Here is a 21,107-nt window from a genome sequence, read left to right as displayed (position 1 = left end):
AATAATGTACTGAAGCCATAAGGGCAGGTCTCCCCATGGTTTCAGTAGTATAACGTTCTATTTTAGCAAACCCAGCTTCTGTAAACCGGCAATACTGAAGAAGAAGCCGCCTCCCCATGTTTTTATTTTCACACCATCCACTTCAATATCACTGTTCTTGGAATTATTAAATCCATCCGGCAAGCTGAAGCGGTGATATTCTACCTGTTTTGTTTTAAACGGTCCCGTCTTTACAACCAAATCCTGATCGTCCAGCTCCACCCGCCCATAAATCTCTGCGAGGAAGTTGGCATCAAGCCAACCGTCGGCAATAAGCGGCGGTAAGCTGGTACCCTCCATCCGGGCTAGAGCCACCTTCATGCTGTCTTGATCGTTAAATACCTTAATAAAGGTATCATCCCGGTCATAGGCGTACAAGACGGTGGTCCCATTCTCCTTGACCAATCCCTTCTTCTGGACAACCTCTAACGGGTTGGCATCGGTGAATTGTTTAATCGCCTCGTTCTCCGCGAGCTGCTGGGAGACTGCATTCTGTCCGGTGGTTGTTGAACCGCCGGACCCGTTGATAATTATTTTCTTTCCCTCAATGGTTAATTTCGTACCGGTCGCATCGGCGATCGCCCGTACCGGAACGTAGGTAGCGCCATTAATGACAGCTCCATCCGCTACTTTAACCCCGTTCTTCACGACAGTGTATATTCCCTGCACTTTCTGTCCAAGCAGCCCCGATGCGGCAAAAGCGGAAGCCCCCCCAAAAATCAATGCCCCCGAAACAAACCCTGCTATAAACTTCTTCATTATGTAATAACCCTCCCAGAATGTGTAAATCATATAACAATACAAATTATATGGGCAGAAAGGTTTCATTTCTAGTAAAATTTTTTTGGACATCCAGTAGAGGAAACTCACAGGCAGCAAGCAGAAACGGCTTCGCCGTCCTTAAAAGAAGCCTATGCTTCCGAAGCAGCAATGCTCTGTATCGCCTTCAGGTATCCGTTTCAGCGAGAAATAGAAAGATGATTTATGGTGTGAAACATATAAATCCTTATATTTATAAAAATCCCGTCCGTCACTTTGCGTGATGAACGGGATTTTTGTATATGCTATCTTCTATTCCTTGATTAAGGCCAGAAACTCCGCCCGGGCAGCGGCGTCCTCACGGAAGGACCCCCGCGTTGCCATAGTAACGGTCTTGCTGCCGGGCTTTTTCACCCCGCGGGCGCACATGCACAGATGCTCCCCTTCCACAACGACCATCACACCATGCGGGTTCAGCACCTCTGTCATAATGTCGGCGATTTGCGCCGTGATGCGTTCCTGCACCTGCAGACGCCGGCTCACCGCCTCAACGAGACGGGCCAGCTTGCTGAGTCCGGCAATTCTTCCGCTTGGAACGTAGCCGATGTGCACCTTACCGAAGAACGGAGCCATGTGATGCTCGCATTGACTGTAATATACGATATCTTTTACAATGACCAGCTCTTCATGAGACTCATCAAAGGTCACGCCGAGCGCCTCACGGGGATCTATCGAATAGCCGCCGAAGATCTCCTCGTACATTCTTGTAACTCTGGCCGGTGTTTCCAGCAGCCCTTCGCGGCCTGTGTCTTCACCGATTAATTCCAATATTTTCTCAACGTGGTACTCGATTTGCTCACGGTTCGCAGCAACCTTGCCGTTGATGTATTCATTGACGCCCCCCATGAAGCCTCCCCCTTCCGTACCCGCATCTAATTTCATCTATTTGGGCCTGTTACTTTCCCTTACGGCGCTGCCCTCTGTTTGCCGCAGGAGCGCGGCCCGGCTGATTGTTGTTCTTCATCATCTGCTGGGCACGCTGCATTTGTTTTCCGTTCAAGTTATAACCCATTTGCTTGGCGACCTTTTGCAGCATTTCAGGATCATTCTGCATCGTTGTCATTTGTCTGCGCAGATAATATACACCGATGAAGAATCCGCCGATCAGACCTACGACAAGCGTAATAATTGGCAATGCAATGTTCATCTAAAGTCCACCTTTGTGCTCTATTGTCTGCAATACCGCTGTGGGCATGCGAATATATCATAGCATTTCAAGAACTGGACAGCAATTGTCAAATCCTTCGATCTTGAGGGCGTGTTCCCACACTAAAAAAGGTAGGCTCCGCCTGGCATGCCATGTTCCGCCTCCAGCTCCAGCAAGCGGCTCTTGATCCCCAGTCCGCCAGCATACCCGACGAGTGTGCCGCCCGCACCGATGATCCTGTGGCACGGTACAATGACAGCCACAGGGTTGCGGTTATTGGCTCCGCCGACTGCACGCACAGCCTGCGGATTGCCGATCAGCACAGCGATATCCTTGTACGAGGCCGACTCTCCGTAGGCCACTGTACGTAGCGCCTCCCACACCTGCCGCTGAAACTCGGTCCCCCGCATATCAAGCGGCAGCGAGAAGTCCCGCAGTTCTCCGGCAAAATAGGCTGTTAGCTGCCGCACAGCCTCGGACAGCTTTCCCTTCTCCTGATATAACCCAGCCTGTCCCATCTGCCGCTTGAGCCATTGCTTAATATCCGCCCCGGTCTCCGCGTATGTCCCGAACCTGATCAGGCACAGGCCAAGCTCCGTTGCGCAGAGCGTCAGCGGGCCAATGGGAGAATCCATTTCGTCATAATAGACGGCAATTTCCGTACTCCCCGAATTCGCTGCGTCTTCCGTAGACTTACCCATCGCTCTATACCTCCTCCTGCTTACGCAGCTTATCCTGCGCCCGCTCCAGCATCTCCCGGACCGTGACATCCTCTTCGCCCCGCAGCGCCTGCTCTACCGCCTCCAGGGCCTCCGCTCCGCCGATGCGCCCAAGCGCCCAAGCTGCGCTTCCGCGCATTTCCGGCCGGGTTTCCCGCAGCACAATTTCAGTCAGCTTCGGCACAGCACCGGCCTCCTTGAAATTGCCAAGCGCGATCACCGCATTGCGCTGAATGGGCTTCTTGCCCCGCCAGGCTGCCGCGCTGCTGCCGAACCGGTCCTTGAACTCGCGGTTGCTGAGCTCAAGAATCGGCAGCAGCAGCGGCTTCACAATCTCCGGATCAGGAAGCAGCTCCGGGCGGTGGCTCCAATTCTTCCCGCGGTTATGCGGGCAGACGATCTGGCAGGTATCGCAGCCGTACAGCCGGTTGCCTATCTTGGTCATATACTCTTCGCTCAAGAAACCTTTGGTCTGTGTCAGGTAGGAGATGCAGGCCTGGGCATTCAGCTCTCCAGGACCTACTAACGCCCCGGTCGGACAAGCGTCAATACATTTCGTGCAGTCCCCGCAGCCCTCCTGCACCGGGACATCCGGCGGGAACGGGATGTTTGTCACCATCTCCCCCAGATAAATCCATGAGCCCCATTTCGGGGAGATGATGCTGCAATTTTTACCGCTGAAGCCGATTCCCGCACGTTCAGCTACCGCCCGGTCTACCAGCACACCAGTATCAACCATGCTGTCCAGCTCCGCTCCCGGGACCCGCTCCCGAATGAACATTTCCAGCTTCGCCAGTGCCTCCCGCAGCACATGATGATAATCCTTGCCCCAGGAGGCCCGGGCCAGAATTCCCCGGCGTGCACCCGGCTCCGACTTGGGCGGGTCTTGCATTTTGGATGGATAAGCTACGGCGATGGCGATGATAGACTGCGGCTGCTCACCAGACTTCAAGGCGGGGATGGTCCGCTTGTCCAGATCAGGCTCCTCGAAACCGGATTCATAGCCGTTATCGCGGTGCTCCTGAAGAATATTTTTCAAATATAAAAACGGCTCCGCAGTAGCAAATCCGATATCGTCAATACCGAGCGCCGGTGCGGCCGCCTTAATTTCAGCTTTGAGATCTTCCCACTTCGAAGGCGGGGGAGCGTAAGGTGCCTGGGTGTTATTTTTCATTTCCGCCTTCTCCTTCTCTTTATAATGCATTCATTTTGTTAAAAGGCCACCAGATATAAGCAGCCTTGCCGACGATACGGTTCTGCGGAACAGCGCCAAAATACCTGCTGTCCTTGCTGGCTCCGGCATGCCGGTTGTCGCCCATCACAAAGTAGGTTCCCTCTTCCACAGTCAGTGGAGAGAAATCCGAGTCCTCTATTTCCGAATCCACATACGGTTCGTCAGCCAGCTTGCCGTTCACATACAGCTTGTGGTCCCGCACCTCGACACGGTCTCCGGGTACCCCGACGATCCGTTTCACCAGATATTCCTTGCGGTCCGGTCCGGTGCTGGGGTCGTGCAGGACAACAACATCCCCGCGATGGGGACTGGCAAACGCCAAAATTATTTTGTTAATAATCAGCTTCTCGCCCTCCAGCAGCGTCGGCTGCATGGACCGGCCTACAACGGTGGAGATATTGAACACATAAATGTTAAGCAGCGACATCATTGCAAATACTATAGCGGCGGTAATGATCCAATCCCGCAGTTCCGCGATCCAGCCTTTTCCAGGCAGCAATCCGGGACGCTGATGTGTAACGGATCGGTATCTTTGCTTGCGGCTCCGCAAGGAATTTCCTTCAAGCTCCCGGTTCATAGGCCACCCTCTAGCTTCAATTGGAATTTCTAATCCATAACAATAGAAAAGCATATCTCCCAGCCATTTGCAATGGACGGTGGATATGCTTCAGTATAATGAAACAGACTATGCAAGTACGCGCCTAGGCATCAATCACTCGGGCAATCATGCAGTCGTACAGGTCGCTATAGTTCTCTATTCTAGTAAATGTTTCCGCTTACGCAGTACCGATATCGAAGATCGTTATCCGACAATGCTGAGCTTCCGTACGGATTTGAAGATGTGGTTCTCGTCATAACCCATTGCTTCATACAGCGGCAGCGCAAAGGAATTATGCTCATCAACGGCTACAAAAATACCGCTGACCTTACGCGCCTGGAATCTGTGCTCCATCGCCGATACAAGACCTCTGCCGACTCCTTTGCGGCGGTAATCGGGATGGACGGCAATGCGGAAATAACAGCCGTGATTCTTCTCAATCGTACCAATCAGCGCACCAACAATCTCTCCTTCATCTTCGGCAACTACAATGAGATCGGAATCCCATGAAAGCTGCCTGGAGAAAGGTTCCATAGTGCTCTCGAAACATTCTTCCGATAATGCGGTCTGCAGCAGTTCAGTTACAGGGGTAACGTCGCTTAATTGAAAGGAACGAACGTGCATTCTTTAAAATCTCCCTTTTCTATGGCTTAGAATTTAACAAAAAGAAGGAAGCTCCCGTAACGACGGTGTGTAGAGGAAACAGCAAAGAAAAGCAACATGGACGCCAGCCCGAGGAAATCGGCGAATCCATCATTCCCAAAAGCTTTTCATATGATCAGAGAAGTATTAACCTAATGTTAAGGAGGTCAGCAGCTTCTTCAATCACCAAAAAACGAGGAATACCTGCTTTTAAGTCTATTAAAGCATACTTTTCTTGTGTTATCATCATTTTTCTTTTGAAAGCGCTTAATATAAAGCGATTACATTAGATTTGATTACACAAATTTCATAATCAGGAAATTAACCAGAGGTAAACGCGGTCCGGCGACGGAGTGCTATATCATTAACACAGCGTTAACACTAACAGTCAGGTCCGGTTGATCCACAGTTTTTAAACATTTTCGTTTGTTTAGTGTTGCATTATTGTTCCAAATACGGTTTAATAAAAGTATCTTATCGGGTAAATAACCTATAGGATCCATTAGGGATATCAAAACAAATACAATATACTCAGGAGGGATTTTTCCATGGCATTTCAATTACCGGCACTTCCTTATCCGAACAACGCTCTTGAACCGCACATCGACGCATTGACGATGGAAATTCACCATGACAGACACCACAACACATACGTGACGAACCTGAACGCTGCTCTGGAAAAGGCACCTGAACTTCAAAACAAGAGCATCGACGAGCTACTTACAGACCTGAACGCTGTACCGGAAGCTATCCGCACTGCCGTTCGCAACAATGGCGGCGGACATGCCAACCATACTTTGTTCTGGGAAGTTATCGGACCAAATGGCGGCGGCGCTCCAACTGGCGCACTGGCATCTGCAATTGACAGCGAGCTCGGCGGCTTCGATAAATTCAAAGAAGATTTCGCTGCAGCGGCAACTACCCGTTTCGGCAGCGGCTGGGCATGGCTCGTGGTTAAAGACGGCAAGCTGGCGGTTACCAGCACACCGAACCAGGACAGCCCAATCAGCGAAGGCGCAACTCCGATCCTTGGACTGGATGTTTGGGAGCATGCGTACTACCTGAACTATCAGAACAAACGCCCTGACTACATCAAAGCCTTCTGGAATGTAGTGAACTGGGAAGAAGTCGGCAAACGCTACGATAACGCAAAATAAATCTCTGTTCAAAAACAACCCCGAAATCCACGGTAAGTGGAGGTCGGGGTTGTTTTTTTATGGCATTTAGGCGTTGTATCCGGGCGGATCGGCCACTGGGGACTCAACAACGGCATTTTTACCGTTGTTTCTGGGCGGATCGGCCAGCAGGGCTTCAACAACGGCATTTTTGCCGCTGTTTCCGGGCGGATCGGCCAGCGGGGCTTCAACAACGGCATTTTTGCCGCTGTTTCCGGGCGGATCGGCCAGCGGGGCTTCAACAACGGCATTTCTGCCGTTGTTGAAGCGCACCGTCGCCCTTCGGATTCCATCCTTATCTGCGACAAAAGAAAATCCCAGCTACGTAGCAGCCTGTTCGTCAAAGTAACTGTTCAGCAGCTTCAAAAACACGTTCGGAAACGCATAATTCGCCATTTCCTCACGGTTGATCCACCTTATGGCTCCCCCGTCCCCGGGGTCCCCGCTTCCGTCCGCGAACAGCTCTATGGAGCTGTCAGCGGCGAACAAATCGGGCGGAATATTGCCGTTATCGGCAGATTCCGCGTTGTAAGCCGCGCGCCCTTCCGCCGCCAGGGGCAGGCTGCTGGCGGCCTCTTCCCTGCAGCGGTAGACCTGCAGGGTCCACACAATATGGCTGAATGTATGCTCCGCAGCCATCCAGTGCCCTTCAGGCCGGGCGAGAATCCCGGCCTGCCGCAAGGACCGGCGCAGCCGGTCCTGCGCTGCGGCCTCCGGCAGCAGCGCCCCGGTCGCGCCGCCCTCCGTAGGCGGCGCAGGCCAGTGCGGCAGCTCCCACATGCGGGCTAGTAGCCCGCTGGATGGCCGCTGCCGGATGAGCACCCGGCCCGCGTGTGCGCCGCGGCCCTCCACCAGGGCCGCCAGCCGCTCCTCCGGGCGCGGCGGCTTGGCCTTGGTCTTGACGGGCAGCGAGGTCTCGCAGCCCGCCAGCCGCGCGGCGCAGTGCTTCATCACCGGGCAGGGCAGGCAGCGCGGTGATTTCGGCGTGCAGACCAGCGCGCCAAGCTCCATCAGCGCCTGGTTGAAATGCGAAGCCTCTCCCTCCGGGATCAGCTCTGCCGCCAGGCGCTCCATTTTCACGCGGGTGGGTCCCTTGGCGATATCGTCCTCGATCAGGAAATAACGGGACAGCACCCGCATGACATTGCCGTCCACCGCAGGCTCAGGCCGGTTGAAGGCAATGCTGAGAATGGCCCCTGCGGTGTAGGGGCCTACCCCCTTGAGGCCAAATACGGCATCGCGGTCATCCGGGACCTGTCCGCCGTATTGCTCCTTCACCTGCCTTGCTGCATGCTGCAGGTTCCGGGCGCGCGAATAGTAGCCCAGCCCCTCCCAGCATTTCAGTACATCTTCCTCCGGCGCATCAGCAAGCGACTCTACCGTAGGGAAACGCTCAATAAAGCGGTTGAAGTAAGGAATAACCGTATCCACTCTCGTCTGCTGCAGCATGATTTCTGAAATCCAGATATAGTATGGATTGCGGTGGCGCCGCCATGGCAAATCCCGTTTCTGTCCCTGATACCATTCCAGCAGATAGCGGCTGAAAAACAACTTGGCATCCTGCTGCGCTTGCTCCTGCTGTTCATGCGTTGTCATCATTTTTCTCCTTGCCGTTAATTTATTTGTTCCACCACAGCAAACGCCGAAGCCAGATCACGGCTGTGTGTAATTGTAAGATGAATAGTATACTCCCGCTCCGTCAAATGAAGCCGGGCCCACGCCTGTTCCGAGAGTGCGGCTACAGGCTTGCCGTGCGCATCAGGCAGAATCTCGATATCCTGAAACCCCACCTCCGCTCCGATTCCGCAGCCAAGCGCCTTCACCACTGCTTCCTTGGCCGAGAAACGTCCGGCGATGAATTCCGCTGCGTTACCGCCCCGCCGCTCAGCCAGCACAAGCTCCTGCTCCGTAAGAATGCGGGAGATGAATTTGGAGCCGAGCCCCCGGCTCGTTATATTTGCAATCCGCTGAATTTCCAGCACATCATGTCCGATTCCGTAAATCAAAAATTCCACGCTCCTCATGGACGTGCAGTCGTTAACCGCTATAATATACCTTCTATCCTTAACGGGGATAGTAATGGTATGATCTTCCTGATTGTTCTTTACAAAGATAGCCAATAAACAAGGTTCGTAAATGCTATAAATGATAGTCTTAGCGCATTCTTTCTGCTATCTTAAAAGAAAAAACCGCCAAAGTCTATTGCGGGCCTGTTCCCGCTTCTCAAAATTGACAAAAGGGAGATTACCCTATGAACCGTAATTTTGAACTGCCTGCCGGCGAGGATGCGTTTCTCCGCTGCTCCCATTTCCCTGCCCAAAGCGCAGCCAAAAGCCTTATTGTTATTGCACACGGATACAAGGGCTTTAAGGATTGGGGCATGTTCCCTTACATCGCCGCTGCGCTGAGCCGTGAGCATGAGGTGATCAGCTTCAACTTCTCACATGGCGGAATCGGCGAGGACCTGCAGAATTTCACCGAGCTGGAGAAGTTCGCCCGCAATACCGCCCAGCGCGAGATCAAGGATATGGAGATTCTGCTCTCCTATCTCAGCCAGCATCACAAGTTCGGAAGTCTGCCAGTATTCCTGCTGGGACACAGTCTGGGGGGCGGCGTCAGCCTGGTTTACGCCCTGGACCACCCGGATGAAATATTCGGTGTCATCTCCTGGAACGGCGTAACCAATCTTGATTTGCTCACGGAGGATCAGAAGCGTGAAATGAGAGAAAAGGGCCGGACGCATGTGCTTAATGGACGGACAGGCCAGCAGATGCCACTGGATGCCGTGATCATGGAGGATCTGGAGCAGCAGGCAGAGCGGTACAATATACTGGAGCGGATGAAGCATGCCAGCTTCCCGGTTGTTCTGGTTCAGGGAAGCGAGGACGGCGAGAAGCTGCAGCGCGGATCAGAGCAGCTAGTCAAGCTCCGCCCGGACATCGGCTGGGTGAGAATACCGGGCGGCAATCACACCTTCGGCACCGTCCATCCTTTTGCCGGAGCCACTCCACAACTGGAGCAGGCGATATCCGCAACCGAAGAGTTCATCAGCCGCACATTAGCCGGGTAGCCGGCACATAGAGAACCGCCGCAAAGTCTGCGAAGAATCATAGCTTCCCCGGCGGTTCTTTTGTCACAAGCCCTTAGATGCCTGGAATCGCATTCCGCTTATGCGCGGTTCTCCGGTAGAAGCCTTCCAGCTTCTCCGCCACTTTGGGGTTTACCGGCTTGCCCTCCAGATAATCACTGTTGTCATCGTAGGTAACGCCCAGCTCGGTCTCATCCGTCTGTCCTGGCCAGAGGCCTGCCGTCGGCGCTTTGGTCACAATATCCGCAGGCACTCCAAGAAATTCAGCCAACTGGCGCACCTGACGTTTGTTCAGGGAGCTTAACGGCGTAATATCCACTGCACCATCCCCCCACTTGGTATAGAATCCGGTTATAGCTTCGGAAGCATGGTCTGTCCCTACTACCAGCAGATTGTTCTCGAAGGCAAGCGCATACTGCATCACCATGCGGGTTCTCGCTTTTACATTGCCTTTGCCTTGATGTGTCAGATGACGGTATTGCCCCAGCGATTTCAGGCTGTGCTCAACCTCAAGCGCAATCTCGTTAACAGTATCCTCAATATTGGTCTCCACCGTATGGGCCAGCTTAAAAGCCTCAGCCACCGCATAGCTGTGCCCGATATCCTCCTGAACGCCATAAGGCTGGAAGACGCCAAGCGTGATATACTCCTTGCCTTCCCCGGCGGTCAGCTCATCCGTCGCCTGCTTGCACAGTCCTGCAGCCACCGCGCTGTCCACCCCGCCGCTGATGGCGATCAGCAGTCCTTTTGCCCCGGCTTCCAGCACATACTTTTTCAAGAAATCCACACGTCTGCGCACCTCCGCCTCCACCGTAATGGACGGCTTTACCCCAAGGGCGGCTATAATCTCTGCCTGCATACTCACCAGATACACCCCGTTTCATCGTCTTCAACAAAAACAAAAAATCCCGCAGACCGCCGGACTTCCGGTTGCCTGCGAGACCTATAATACCGTATTATTCTATTGGCACAGACGGTTGAATACATCCTTCAGCTCAGCGGCGATTTCAGCAGCCGAACGGTCTTCTACCCCATGACGTTCAATGAAATGAACGAGCTCCCCATCCTTCATTAGAGCGATGGAAGGCGAAGAAGGCGGATATGGAGCAAAGTACTCGCGCGCTTTCGCGGTGGCTTCCTTCTCCTGTCCGGCGAATACGGTGAACAAGTGATCCGGCAGGATTTCATTCTGCAGCGCCTGCGCTACACCGGGACGGCATTGGCCGGCGGCACACCCGCAGACGGAATTGATGACAACAAGTGAAGTTCCTTTGGCGTTCGGAAGAGCGGCTTCCACCTCTTCTGGAGTCAACAGCTCCTGAAACCCGATGCTTGTCAGATCATCACGCATTGGCTGAATGGAGTCTCTCATATATTGATTGAATGACATGGACATTCTTGGCACTCTCCTTTAATCCATTAAATTTTACTAACTTTATTATACATACATACTCTGTGAAAGCAAACAAAAAGGGCTCGTCCGTCCTGCATAACGTGAAGGCTGTACACATGTCTTTATTCCTTTGCAGTTGCGGCTTCCATCCTGTATTCCTGCCCGTATGGCAAAGATACGGTAAACGCCGTGCCGGACCCTTCCTTGGAGTCCACCGTGATTGTGCCATTATGCCGTTCGGCGATGCTCAAGCACAGCGGCAATCCGAGGCCCGTCCCCTGGCTTTTTGTTGTAAAAAAAGGCACAAACAGCTTTTCAAGCTGACTCTGGGGAATGCCGCTGCCTGTATCCCGTATAATCAGCTCTGCCCTGTCAGCGCTTATCCGCGTCTCCAGAACCAGCACCCCCTTGGCCTCCATCGCCTCCATGCCGTTGCGGGCCAGATTGAGAATGAGCTGCTTAATTTCTCTTTTGTTTAACTGGAACAGCGGCAGCGACGGGCATAATCTCAGCTCCACGCTTTGGCCGCGAAGATTGGCGTCCGCCCAGAGAAGCGGAGTAAGCTCTTCTATTATATGATGCAGTTGCACAGTCTCTTTATCCGAAATCCGGCTCTGCGCCAATGATAGAAAATCATTGATGATTCCGTTGGCCCGGTCCAGCTCCTCCATTACAATCTGATAATACGAATCCAGCTCCCCGGGGCTTTTCTCCCGCATAAGCTGCAGAAACCCGCGCACAACCGCCATCGGGTTGCGGATTTCATGGGTGATTCCAGCCGCCATCTGCCCGACCAGGGTTAGCCGTTCCACGTTATCCAGCTCGCTGCGGAATTTCTCTTCATCCGTCAGGTCCTGGACAATCACCACTCTTCCGCCTGGTCCTCCCCCGATTCCATGCTGCAGAGGAGCAGAGAATACATGATAGGTCCTGGAATCATAAATAATCTTCTCACTGCACCGTTGTTTATTATTGGCGGTCTCCGAGAAACGCCGCATCGTATCATCCATTTGATAGCCGATCAACTGACTGGCTGGCCGGTCAATAATTGCTTCTCTGGTGATCTGGGGAATGTGGCACCGGATCAGGTTCAGCATACATTCATTAAGGTCTGTCACATAACCGTTATCATCAAGTGTCATAATATTAAGCGGCACCGCATTGGTGATCTGCTGCAGCTTTTCCGATTCACGTTCGAATTTCTCAGAGATTCCCTTCAATTGTTCCTTGATTTGCAGCCTGTCCCAGGCGGTCTCTATAAAATATACAAAGCCCCCTCCCAGGATAACCGAGACCAGGAAATATATGATTAACAGAAGCATTTCACTCGTATAGGCATTTGATATCCTCCTGTCGTACATTTTGGGCGCAAGCACAATAAACAGCATGCTCGGGAACAGAACACTCCATAACATGCCGATCTTCTCCATAAGTGTGCCCTTCTTAAAGGATTTGGCGATCGCGAACAATAGCGGATAGAAGAGCAATCCTGTATTCAGCACCAGATTGGTGATTCCGGGCGGCTCGGAGAATAAGGCCGTACAGAGCAGAAAAAAACCAGCCAGGCTGATCCCCGAGCGGAAGCCTGCGTATAGAATGCCGATATAGGCCGGTAAAATCGCTAAATTCAGATAGACGACTCCAAACAGAGTAGTGGACAGAACCATGCAGAACACAATGCTAAGCGCACAGCAGATGATCAAAAATGACTGGTCGTCCGGAAATCTGTGTTTCCTGCGGACAATGTGGCTCTGATCCAGCCACCACTGAAACATGAACAAAAAGGAGCACGCAGCCGAGATTTGCAATAAAATATCCTTTACAGCATAAATAATTGCAATCACTCCTCAAATTGGACAAATTACCCTATTCTCTTAAATTAAAGCATACCCGCGCTATCCTGACAATGTAAAACAGCGTCACCCCCGCAGCCCTGGCCCATCCGCTGCCGGAATGGTATGATGCGGTTAGAGAAGCACCGGTTTTCACAGTGCCTTAACATGTAAAGGAGCATATTCATGAGCAATTACGATGTGATCATCATTGGAGGGGGTCCCTCCGGCCTGATGGCCAGTATCGCCGCAGCCGAGCGCGGAGCAGCCGTTCTGCTGGTGGATAAAGGGGCCAAGCTGGGACGGAAGCTGGGGATATCCGGCGGCGGCCGCTGCAATGTGACCAACGTCAAGGAAACCTCCGAGCTGATCGCCCATATTCCCGGCAACGGCCGTTTTTTGTACAGCGCGTTTGATCACTTCAACAATCTTGATATTATCAATTTCTTCGAGGAGCTTGGCATTGCCCTAAAAGAAGAAGACAACGGCCGCATGTTCCCCGTCTCCGATAAAGCTTCAAGCGTCGTCTCCGCACTCGTAGGCAAGGTTCGCAGTCTTGGTGTGCAGATCATAAAGGATAGTCCGGTGCGGGAAGTGCTGTACGGGGACGGCCGGGTGGAAGGCGTTCTTTTATCCTCCGGGAAAAAGCTGACCGCGGGCGCTGTTGTAATCGCCACCGGCGGCAAATCTGTGCCGCAGACCGGCTCTACAGGAGATGGATACCCGTGGGCCATTGCCGCAGGGCACACCATCACCGAGCTTTTCCCAACAGAAGTCCCCATTGTCTCACGGGAGGAATGGATTAAGTCGGGGGAGCTTCAAGGCCTCTCTCTGCGCGATGTAACGCTTACGGTCTGGAATCCCAAGGGCAAGAAGGTGATCTCGCACCGGGGCGACATGATTTTCACCCATTTTGGCCTGTCCGGGCCAATTGCGCTGCGCTGCAGCCAATTTCTGCGCCAGGTTCAGCGCAAATCCGGGACAGACACCGTGGAGCTGTCTATCGACCTGTTCCCCGATCTCAATCTGCAGGAGGTGGAGGCTGAGCTGCAGAACAAGCTGGAGCTGGAGCAGAGGAAAGCGATCCGCAATTCGCTGAAGGGGCTGCTCCCGGAACGCCTTATACCGCTGCTGCTGGATAAAGCGGGGCTGAACGGCGACATCACCGGCCATCAGCTGCCCAAAAGTGGACAACAGGCGATAACGGCTCTGCTGAAACGGATGCCTGTTCATGTGCATGGCACCCGTTCCCTGGCAGAAGCTTTTGTTACCGGAGGGGGCGTCAATCTGAAGGAGATTGATCCCAAAACGATGGAATCGAAGCTGATGCAGGGGCTCTATTTTTGCGGCGAGGTGCTCGATATTCATGGGTATACCGGAGGCTACAATATTACCGCCGCCTTCTCCACAGGATATACCGCAGGCAAACATGCGGCATTGCAGCGGGATCAATAAGGAACCGCCAGTTCTTCGTGCAGGTTCATAATAATAGTAAAGAAGCCAGCCTCCAATACAACCGGAGGCTGGCTTTTTTTAATTCAGAATTATTTGGCAAAACGAAATGCACTGAACATGGAGGAGATTAAATATCCGGCCACACCGCCAATAGGGATAAACAGCACAAGCCCCCACCAGCCATACAGCGGCAGACAGACAGCCGCCGAGCACAGCAGGGCAAACGGCATCAGCATGATCGGCAGCGCCTTCGAGCCGGCCTCCGCCTTCTGCTGCTTGGTAAACGGCAGAATTCCGATATAATCATCCCCGGAGAACAGCAGCCAGAAGGAAGACAGCCAGTAGGACATTAACGCGATCAGCAGCGCGAAGATGAGCCACTTCAGCACGGAAGGCACGATGAGCACCGCTACCAGCCCCACCCCCGTAAACTGCAGGTACAGCTTGAAATGCGCCGGATTCCGCAGCAGCGCTTTGATTGCCGCCGCCGTGAACCGGCTCTCCGGCAGCTTGGATTTCAGCAGCGGCTGCGACTTGCGGAAGATCCACGGCTTATGCCGTGTAGGGCGCGGCTTGTCCAGAACATTACGCAGCATGAGCGCGGCGATCCTCATCCGCTGCTTGTAGTCCTCGCGCACATCATTCATGAACGTGCCGCGCAGCCGCAAGCGGTAGAGGATCGCCCAGGCCGTCACTGCCGCAAATACGGCGGTGGTCAGCAGCAGAAGCAGCGGGCTGTCCTTCCAGTACAGCGCAGCCCGGATATAGATGGCACAGGGCACGGTCACCGCCGGAATCAGCCACAGCCAGCGGCGGAACCCCTGACGCTGGACCTTGACGATATGCCCCAGCAGCTTGACGCACCAGCTACACGCAATGGTCATAGCGAGCAGGGCCCAGGCCGCTCCCGGGCTGACTCCGTAGCCCCGGATTGTGAAGGGGAGCAAAACAACATACACAGCAGCCATTTTCAGTGCTGTAACAATGAGACTGTAGCTCATCCCCCGCAGCATAATCGTCCTGATCCAGCCCTCCCTCTGCCTGAGGAACAGCAGATCGCCCTCTTGCAGAAGCAGAACCATCCCTCCCGTAGCCACAATAATAGCCAGCAGGACCGGAAGCATCATGAAGGGCAGAACTGTCACCCAGGAGGGCAGATCATGATTCCATAACCCGTAATAAAAACGTCCGCCGAGCAGCCCCCCGGGAATAATAATATACAGCAGCACCGTCCAGTCTGCCGCAGTGCGGATAATTGCCCACTGCTCGCGCCAGTGAGAGGTCAGCCGCCGCCGAAACAATCTTTGCGCCGTAGGAAAAGCAAATGAATTCCTGCTCATGTCAACTCGTCGAAGCAATCAAACAACGACCCCTCCGGCAATCCCGCCTGAGTGCGGATCTCTTCCAGTGTACCCGTGGCGCTCATTCTCCCGCCGGAGATCAGCACGAAGCTGTCGCAAATCTTCTCAGCCGTATCCAGTACGTGCGTAGACATCAGCACCCCGGCTCCCCGCTCCCGCTCCGCCGCAAGCAGCCGCAGGAAGTCCTTCGTCGCGCGCGGGTCAAGCCCGATGAACGGCTCATCCACGATGTAGACATCAGGCTGGACCAGGAAGCCCAGCATTAGCATCATTTTTTGCTTCATGCCCTTGGAGAAGCCTGCCGGGAGATCGTTGCGCACATGCTCCATGCCGAACTGGGTCAGAAGCTTCCCGGCAGTCGCCTCAAAGGCTTCATAAGTCAAGCCATAAGCTGCGGCAGCCAGATCCAGATGCTCCCACAGCGTTAAATCCTCATAAAAGACAGGCTGCTCCGGCACGTAAGCATAGGATTTGTTCTCTCCGCCAAGGCTCACCTTGGCTTTGGCATGCTTCAGCAGCCCGAGCAGCGTCTTGATCGTAGTGCTTTTGCCGGCCCCGTTCGGTCCAATTAATCCCAGAAGCTGGCCCCGCCGCACCTTAAAGGAGATGTTGGAGATCCTTGCATCGCCAGCCTCGTAACCGGCCTGGTCAATGAAGACATCGAGTACGATGTCACGCTCTGTGCTGTCCTCTTCACTTTCTTTGATTGCTTCAGGCTTCTGTGCCTGCAGCGCTTCCGTCTCTTCCATGCAGCTCCATCTCCTACATTAATAGCTTTGGTATATATCGCTTACCGGACTGAGTAGAATCCAGTAATCCGATCATATCACCCTCAGCGGCCCTATGCTAGGAAAGATCTGCTGCCGGTTCCGCCAAGGTTCGTGCAGCCGCCGCATCCCTGTTCTCAATCCCGGTCCGCAGGAAGAGCAGCAGGGCCCCGAGCAGGGCCGCAAGCACCCCCGAGACAATAAAAGCCGGAACCGGTCCTGAGGCTGTAACCAGGGCTCCCCCGGCTACCGGTCCAAGAATAACCGCAGCGCTCGTCAGGCTGCCAATGATTCCGAATACCCGGCCTGTGTAGGCTTCCGGCGTCCGGTTCTGCAGCAGCGAATTAAAAGGAATGATAACAAAGCCGCCGCCCATTCCTGCCAGAATAAACGTTCCGAACAGAATGATGTTCATCCAGAGGCCTGCCTGACCGTAAGCGGTCACCAGTGCGGCAATGGTAAAGACCGAGCCCATAAGAAAAGTGCCTGCACCCATAAAGACAAGCGGACGTTTACTGCTCCCCAGCCTTCCTGATGTCACCGCCGCGAGCAGTGTGCCGAAGCCGCTGGCGGCTACACACCAGCCCAGCAAATCGCCGCTCACACCAGGAATTTCCCGGAACAGGGTTATCGTCTGGGAATCAGCAATTTGAAGCACCAGAAGCACCGCTACAATCATCACAACTCCGCTGAGCACTACCGGCATACTTGCAATCAGCCGCAAGCCGGCACCCGCTTCACTGCGGAATGATTTGCGCACCTGCGGGTTCTCTGCATTATCACTTGCCCGTTCTGTCTTGAACATCCCCACTCGCGGCAGTCCCAGCAGGATGACCGCAGACACCAGATAACTTGCCGAGTCGATTACATAACACGCGGAAATGCCGAAGGCCGCAACGAGCAGGCCGCCAAGGGCCGGGCCGACAATCTTCGTAAGCTGCTCAATGGATGCGCTAAGCGCCACAGCCTGATCCATTTGTCCGGGAGGTACAAGCTCCTTGAGCTTGCCGCTTTTGGCCGGAGAGAACAGCACATCCAGAACTCCCTTGGCCAGCAGCAGAATATACACCTGCCATAATGATCCGGCAAATACCAGACAAACCACGATTCCCGCACGCACAAGATCTGATCCGATCATGATTGCTTTGCGGTCCATCTTATCGCTTAAATACCCCGCAAAGGGTCCGCCCAGCAGCATAGGCACCGCCATACACAGCGATACTGCCGTAATCTCCCAAGGTGTAGCCTGCCACTTCAAGCCAACCATAGTTAACAGCGCCAGCACATGCAGCCAATCCCCTACGTTCGACACAAGCTGTGCTGAGATCAGCAGCATAAACGGCTTGTTCGCAGTCAGTTTACCCGTCTTTTCTTCATAACCTTGAGACTTACTCATCCTTCGTCCACTCTCCCGTTCGATTGGTTATCTCCTGTAACCCATCTTAAGGAAATTTGAAGGTATATTCATCGACCCGCAGGTGTAACTGTCTGCTGCGCCAGAGGCTGAATATCCTCTCCAACTCAAGGCGGATAACGATAAAAAAAGAAGGATTTTCACAACTTTCATGCACCGTCGAAAAATTGTTTGATTTTTAATAATTAAAAGTGTGCTCATTGTGACAAATCACATGTTCTTCGTCCATTGTTTGCCGTATTGTAAGATTATATCAATAACGTTTATATTCCAAACCGTGCGGGGCAACCCTCACGATTAACAATAGAGGTGGAGAAGCATGATACAATCCTATGAACGCGATACTCAACTGACACTGCATTTGTACCGGGTTTTTGCCAAGTCCTTCAAGAGCATTAATGAGCACGCCGTAACCGGCAGCAAGATCGAAGGCTTCAATCCTACAGCCTTTGCCGTAATGGAGGTTCTTTATTATAAAGGACCACAGCCTATCCAGCAGATCGGCGCCAAGCTGCTGCTGCAGAGCGGCAACGTTACTTATGTCATCGACAAGCTGGAAGAACGCGGCTACCTGCAGCGCAAGCCTTGTCCGAGCGACCGGCGGGTGATTTTTGCCGAGCTGACTACAGAGGGCGAACGCCTGATGAACGAAATGTATCCGAAGTATTCAGAGCGCCTGCATCTTGCGTTCAGCGGACTGAGTGATGAAGAGAAGGAACAAATGATTACCCTTTTGAAGAAGATGGGCCTGCAGGCTGAGAAGCTCTCTCCTCTTCCCCGCAAGTAGCTTAAGTCAACAGGGGTTGTGAATCTATTCACTTATTAGATCATCGGCTATATGCTGCAAAAAGCTGCAACATCCTGTTCAGGGTGGTGCAGCTTTTTTTGCACAGAAATATGATTCGAACAACGAGAGCTAAACCTTCTTAAGTGCCTTATTCTCCTCCATGACCGACGGCAGACCTTTATGCAGCCCTGAGGATATCACCAGCGATAGAACAGCAAACACAGCCATCACAATAAAAAGCGAATGCAGACCGCCTTCCAGCGCGCCCCGCAGACTGCTCCAGGCTTCGCCGGACAATGCAGCACCTTCATGCGGGTGAAGCAGTTGATTGATGTCAGTGCCGGCTGCAGCAGCACCTGGCTCTTCGGCCAGTTGCCTGTCGATACTCAGGTTCAGCCAGGAGCCAAAAATCGCCACCCCCACTGTCTGTCCAAGCGAGCGTGTAAAGGTATTAAGTGCTGTAGAAGCTCCGCGCTGGTTGTGCTCAACCGAGGACTGGGCGATAATCGTGAACACGGTGGAGGCATAACCGAAGCCTACGCCGCAGAACAGCATCAGACACAGGAGCAGTAGTTGCGAAGACTCCGCGGTCATAAATGTCAGGCCGATGGCCCCTACTGCGATTAAAGTCAGACCAAGCATGGTTGTCCGCCGTGAGCCGGAGCGCAAAATCATTCTTCCCCCGGCGATCGAGCCCAGCATCCAGCCTACGGACATCGGGGCCAAGAGCAGTCCTGATAGGGCCGCGCTTTTTCCGAACACTCCTTGTACCCAAAGCGGCACATATGTGGTTAAGCCAATAATCAGGGTGCTCACTAGCAGATTGGCCCCGGTGGACACCGCGATATTGCGGATGGAGAACAGTCCAAGCGGAAGCATCGGCTCCTCAGTGCGGCGCTCCACAAACCAGAAGAAGACCAGCAGACAGACGGCGGCAGCGAGTGTGAGCAGCAGCAGCGGAGAGTTCCAAGGCAGATTCTGGCCTCCTACGGTAAGTCCGAAGAGCAGTGCCCCCATGCCTGCCGCGAACAGCAGTCCCCCTAACACGTCAATCTTTGTCTTGCGCTTAACTCTCTCTTCCTTCAGGAAGCGGGTGATAAAGACAATGGATAATAGCCCAAAAGGCAGATTAAATACGAATACCCAGCGCCAGCTCAGGTAATCCACCACATACCCGCCCAGCAGCGGGCCTACCAGAGAGGAGATGCCCCATACGGAGCTAACCAGCCCCTGGGTTTTGGCCCGTTCCTTAATGCTGTAAATATCTCCTATAATCGTAAAGGTCATCGGAATCAGCGCACCAGCACCAATTCCCTGAATGCCCCGAAAAATAATCAGCTGCTCCATACTCTGCGAAACACCGCACAGCAGTGAGCCCATGAGAAAAACAGCCGTTCCGCCGATGAACACCGGCTTCCGGCCAATCAGGTCGCTGAGCTTGCCGAAGATCGGCGTTGTAACCGCCATCGCCAGCAGATAGGCCGTAAATATCCAGCTCAGCCACTGCATCCCTTGAAACTCGCTGACGATAGAAGGTCCAGCCGGTCCGGTTACGGTCCCTTCAATCGCCGCTAGAAATGTAGCCAGCAGCACCCCTGTCAATATAAGCTTGCGTTCTGTTCCTGCAATTGCGTTCAATGAATCCATATCCTCTCTCTGCTTGATCCTTTCCTTACTTCATAGCTGCCCGCTGCGCAGCAGGGCATACAGAACAACGTCCTGAAAACCCGCCGCCGTATGCCGGTACTCACGCAGCAAGCCTTCCCGCTGAAAACCGAGTCCCCGGAACAGCCCCTCGGCCCGGGTATTGTCAGGATGGCATAACCCCTCAATCCGGTTCAGGCCCATCGTGCCGAAGCCAAAAGCCAGCGCAAGCGCAAGCGCCTCCCGCATATAGCCCTGTCCCCAATAAGCCGGCAGCAGCTCGCACCCGATCTCGCCCCGGTAAGCTCCCTGGAGCTGCCAACTGTTATAACCGCAACTGCCGATCACTTCACCTTCCGGCCCGACAATACTCCAGCGCAGACTCTCTTCCACAGCCGCCATTTGCACAAGGAGGCGTATCAGCTCCTCTGCATCCTGCGGTGAAGAGAGCGGCGGTGCATCCAGCCAAGGGGTAACCAGGGGATGACGCCAGACCGCATACAGCGCCGCTGCATCCTGAGCAGCCATCGCGCGCAGCTTCACTCTCTGTCCTGTAAGGACCGGTATTACCCCGCCACATATGTACAACGCACTCATCCCCCTTCAATCTTATCAGTATACCATCATCCGGGCACAGCATCTGGCGCTTTTCGGCAAAACCCCGGGGCAACTGCTTACGGATTGTTTTCAACCCTGTACTCAAAGTTTCAGGAAATAATGGCTTCGAAAGCGTTCACCCTATTTGCCAGGTAACTGAGTTGGAATTTCTCCACTTCACCCTCCACGTTCCAACAACGGCATTTCTGCCGTTATTTCTGGGCCTACCACCCCATCTTGCTCCAACAACGGCATTTCCTCCTAGGCCCCCTAATGAAACTGGAGAGTTGCCCCCCAATTTATTACACTGAAAGAAGAGGGAGGCGAGTTTCATGAAGAAGAGAAAAGCCTATGAGGAAATCCGACTCGAGATTGTGAAAGAAGCACTCTCTGGGA

At 53.6% G+C, this 21,107-nt stretch carries 20 protein-coding genes and 1 pseudogene; 4 read left to right on the top strand and 17 right to left on the bottom strand.

What is annotated here, in order from left to right:
- Nucleotides 1-57: 57 nt before the first annotated feature.
- From AC0LWN_RS28720 to AC0LWN_RS28695, 6 genes and pseudogenes are all read right to left on the bottom strand, one after another.
- Entirely contained in the window at nucleotides 58-798 is a 741-nt protein-coding gene (locus AC0LWN_RS28720; protein ID WP_474671425.1) for a hypothetical protein, read from the bottom strand.
- A gap of 312 nt (nucleotides 799-1,110) precedes the next feature.
- Entirely contained in the window at nucleotides 1,111-1,704 is a 594-nt protein-coding gene (gene folE, locus AC0LWN_RS28715) for a GTP cyclohydrolase I FolE (protein ID WP_458967493.1), read from the bottom strand.
- Nucleotides 1,705-1,753: 49 nt separating this feature from the next.
- Nucleotides 1,754-2,005 (bottom strand): YneF family protein, encoded by a 252-nt coding sequence (locus tag AC0LWN_RS28710; RefSeq protein ID WP_019913721.1) that lies wholly within the window; start codon nucleotides 2,003-2,005, stop codon nucleotides 1,754-1,756.
- Nucleotides 2,006-2,127: 122 nt separating this feature from the next.
- Nucleotides 2,128-3,898 (bottom strand): annotated as a pseudogene (queG, locus tag AC0LWN_RS28705) (tRNA epoxyqueuosine(34) reductase QueG).
- 19 nt (nucleotides 3,899-3,917) lie between these two features.
- A complete protein-coding gene (gene lepB, locus AC0LWN_RS28700; RefSeq protein ID WP_474671423.1) occupies nucleotides 3,918-4,535 on the bottom strand; it encodes a signal peptidase I in 618 nt (205 codons plus the stop codon).
- 225 nt (nucleotides 4,536-4,760) lie between these two features.
- Nucleotides 4,761-5,180, bottom strand: coding sequence for a GNAT family N-acetyltransferase (locus AC0LWN_RS28695; RefSeq protein ID WP_474671421.1), 420 nt, complete (start codon nucleotides 5,178-5,180; stop codon nucleotides 4,761-4,763).
- A 566-nt stretch (nucleotides 5,181-5,746) separates the two neighbouring features.
- Here AC0LWN_RS28695 and AC0LWN_RS28690 point away from each other — a divergent pair.
- Nucleotides 5,747-6,355: a superoxide dismutase gene (locus tag AC0LWN_RS28690; protein ID WP_474671419.1), complete on the top strand. Its 609-nt coding sequence runs from the start codon at nucleotides 5,747-5,749 to the stop codon at nucleotides 6,353-6,355.
- 66 nt (nucleotides 6,356-6,421) lie between these two features.
- Here AC0LWN_RS28690 and AC0LWN_RS28685 read toward each other — a convergent pair whose 3' ends face one another.
- The 3 genes from AC0LWN_RS28685 to acpS are packed head-to-tail and all read right to left on the bottom strand — an operon-like array spanning nucleotide 6,422 to nucleotide 8,379.
- Nucleotides 6,422-6,646, bottom strand: coding sequence for a hypothetical protein (locus AC0LWN_RS28685; RefSeq protein ID WP_474671417.1), 225 nt, complete (start codon nucleotides 6,644-6,646; stop codon nucleotides 6,422-6,424).
- 48 nt (nucleotides 6,647-6,694) lie between these two features.
- On the bottom strand, nucleotides 6,695-7,969 hold the full coding sequence (mutY, locus tag AC0LWN_RS28680) for an A/G-specific adenine glycosylase (protein WP_474671415.1): 1,275 nt from the start codon (nucleotides 7,967-7,969) through the stop codon (nucleotides 6,695-6,697).
- 17 nt (nucleotides 7,970-7,986) lie between these two features.
- Nucleotides 7,987-8,379 carry a holo-ACP synthase gene (gene acpS, locus AC0LWN_RS28675; protein ID WP_474671413.1) on the bottom strand — a complete coding sequence of 131 codons (393 nt, stop codon included), beginning with the start codon at nucleotides 8,377-8,379 and terminating at the stop codon, nucleotides 7,987-7,989.
- A 245-nt stretch (nucleotides 8,380-8,624) separates the two neighbouring features.
- On the opposite strand from acpS, the gene AC0LWN_RS28670 reads away from it, so the two are divergent.
- Nucleotides 8,625-9,443 (top strand): alpha/beta hydrolase family protein, encoded by an 819-nt coding sequence (locus AC0LWN_RS28670; protein ID WP_474671411.1) that lies wholly within the window; start codon nucleotides 8,625-8,627, stop codon nucleotides 9,441-9,443.
- Nucleotides 9,444-9,516: 73 nt separating this feature from the next.
- Here AC0LWN_RS28670 and nadE read toward each other — a convergent pair whose 3' ends face one another.
- The 3 genes from nadE to AC0LWN_RS28655 all read right to left on the bottom strand — a co-directional run bounded on the left by nadE (nucleotide 9,517) and on the right by AC0LWN_RS28655 (nucleotide 12,698).
- Nucleotides 9,517-10,326: an NAD(+) synthase gene (nadE, locus tag AC0LWN_RS28665; RefSeq protein WP_474671409.1), complete on the bottom strand. Its 810-nt coding sequence runs from the start codon at nucleotides 10,324-10,326 to the stop codon at nucleotides 9,517-9,519.
- Between the two features lie 96 nt (nucleotides 10,327-10,422).
- Nucleotides 10,423-10,857, bottom strand: a complete 435-nt coding sequence (locus tag AC0LWN_RS28660) for a BrxA/BrxB family bacilliredoxin (RefSeq protein ID WP_474671407.1) — start codon at nucleotides 10,855-10,857, stop codon at nucleotides 10,423-10,425.
- Between the two features lie 119 nt (nucleotides 10,858-10,976).
- Nucleotides 10,977-12,698 (bottom strand): two-component system sensor histidine kinase NtrB, encoded by a 1,722-nt coding sequence (locus AC0LWN_RS28655; protein ID WP_474671405.1) that lies wholly within the window; start codon nucleotides 12,696-12,698, stop codon nucleotides 10,977-10,979.
- 174 nt (nucleotides 12,699-12,872) lie between these two features.
- On the opposite strand from AC0LWN_RS28655, the gene AC0LWN_RS28650 reads away from it, so the two are divergent.
- Nucleotides 12,873-14,141, top strand: coding sequence for a BaiN/RdsA family NAD(P)/FAD-dependent oxidoreductase (locus AC0LWN_RS28650; protein WP_474671403.1), 1,269 nt, complete (start codon nucleotides 12,873-12,875; stop codon nucleotides 14,139-14,141).
- Nucleotides 14,142-14,230: 89 nt separating this feature from the next.
- Here the strand turns inward: AC0LWN_RS28650 and AC0LWN_RS28645 are convergent, their stop codons facing one another.
- From AC0LWN_RS28645 to AC0LWN_RS28635, 3 genes are all read right to left on the bottom strand, one after another.
- The gene (locus tag AC0LWN_RS28645) at nucleotides 14,231-15,499 is read right to left on the bottom strand and encodes an ABC transporter permease (protein WP_474671401.1); all 1,269 of its coding nucleotides are present in this window, start codon (nucleotides 15,497-15,499) and stop codon (nucleotides 14,231-14,233) included.
- Nucleotides 15,478-16,251 carry an ABC transporter ATP-binding protein gene (locus tag AC0LWN_RS28640; protein ID WP_474671399.1) on the bottom strand — a complete coding sequence of 258 codons (774 nt, stop codon included), beginning with the start codon at nucleotides 16,249-16,251 and terminating at the stop codon, nucleotides 15,478-15,480. Before AC0LWN_RS28640 ends, AC0LWN_RS28645 begins: the two co-directional genes overlap by 22 nt.
- 97 nt (nucleotides 16,252-16,348) lie before the next feature.
- The gene (locus AC0LWN_RS28635) at nucleotides 16,349-17,665 is read right to left on the bottom strand and encodes an MFS transporter (RefSeq protein WP_474671397.1); all 1,317 of its coding nucleotides are present in this window, start codon (nucleotides 17,663-17,665) and stop codon (nucleotides 16,349-16,351) included.
- 337 nt (nucleotides 17,666-18,002) lie between these two features.
- Between AC0LWN_RS28635 and AC0LWN_RS28630 the strand changes: the two genes are divergently transcribed.
- On the top strand, nucleotides 18,003-18,470 hold the full coding sequence (locus AC0LWN_RS28630; RefSeq protein WP_019913747.1) for a MarR family winged helix-turn-helix transcriptional regulator: 468 nt from the start codon (nucleotides 18,003-18,005) through the stop codon (nucleotides 18,468-18,470).
- A gap of 129 nt (nucleotides 18,471-18,599) precedes the next feature.
- Here AC0LWN_RS28630 and AC0LWN_RS28625 read toward each other — a convergent pair whose 3' ends face one another.
- Together AC0LWN_RS28625 and AC0LWN_RS28620 are read right to left on the bottom strand one after the other, a co-directional pair.
- The gene (locus AC0LWN_RS28625) at nucleotides 18,600-20,117 is read right to left on the bottom strand and encodes an MDR family MFS transporter (protein WP_474671395.1); all 1,518 of its coding nucleotides are present in this window, start codon (nucleotides 20,115-20,117) and stop codon (nucleotides 18,600-18,602) included.
- 30 nt (nucleotides 20,118-20,147) lie between these two features.
- Nucleotides 20,148-20,711, bottom strand: coding sequence for a GNAT family N-acetyltransferase (locus AC0LWN_RS28620; protein ID WP_474671393.1), 564 nt, complete (start codon nucleotides 20,709-20,711; stop codon nucleotides 20,148-20,150).
- Nucleotides 20,712-21,107 lie beyond the last annotated feature (396 nt).

The sequence above is a fragment of the Paenibacillus sp. sgz302115 genome (assembly GCF_056120445.1).
The sequence above is the reverse complement of the archived record's forward strand: the minus strand, read 5'-3'. Positions and strand labels throughout refer to the sequence as shown.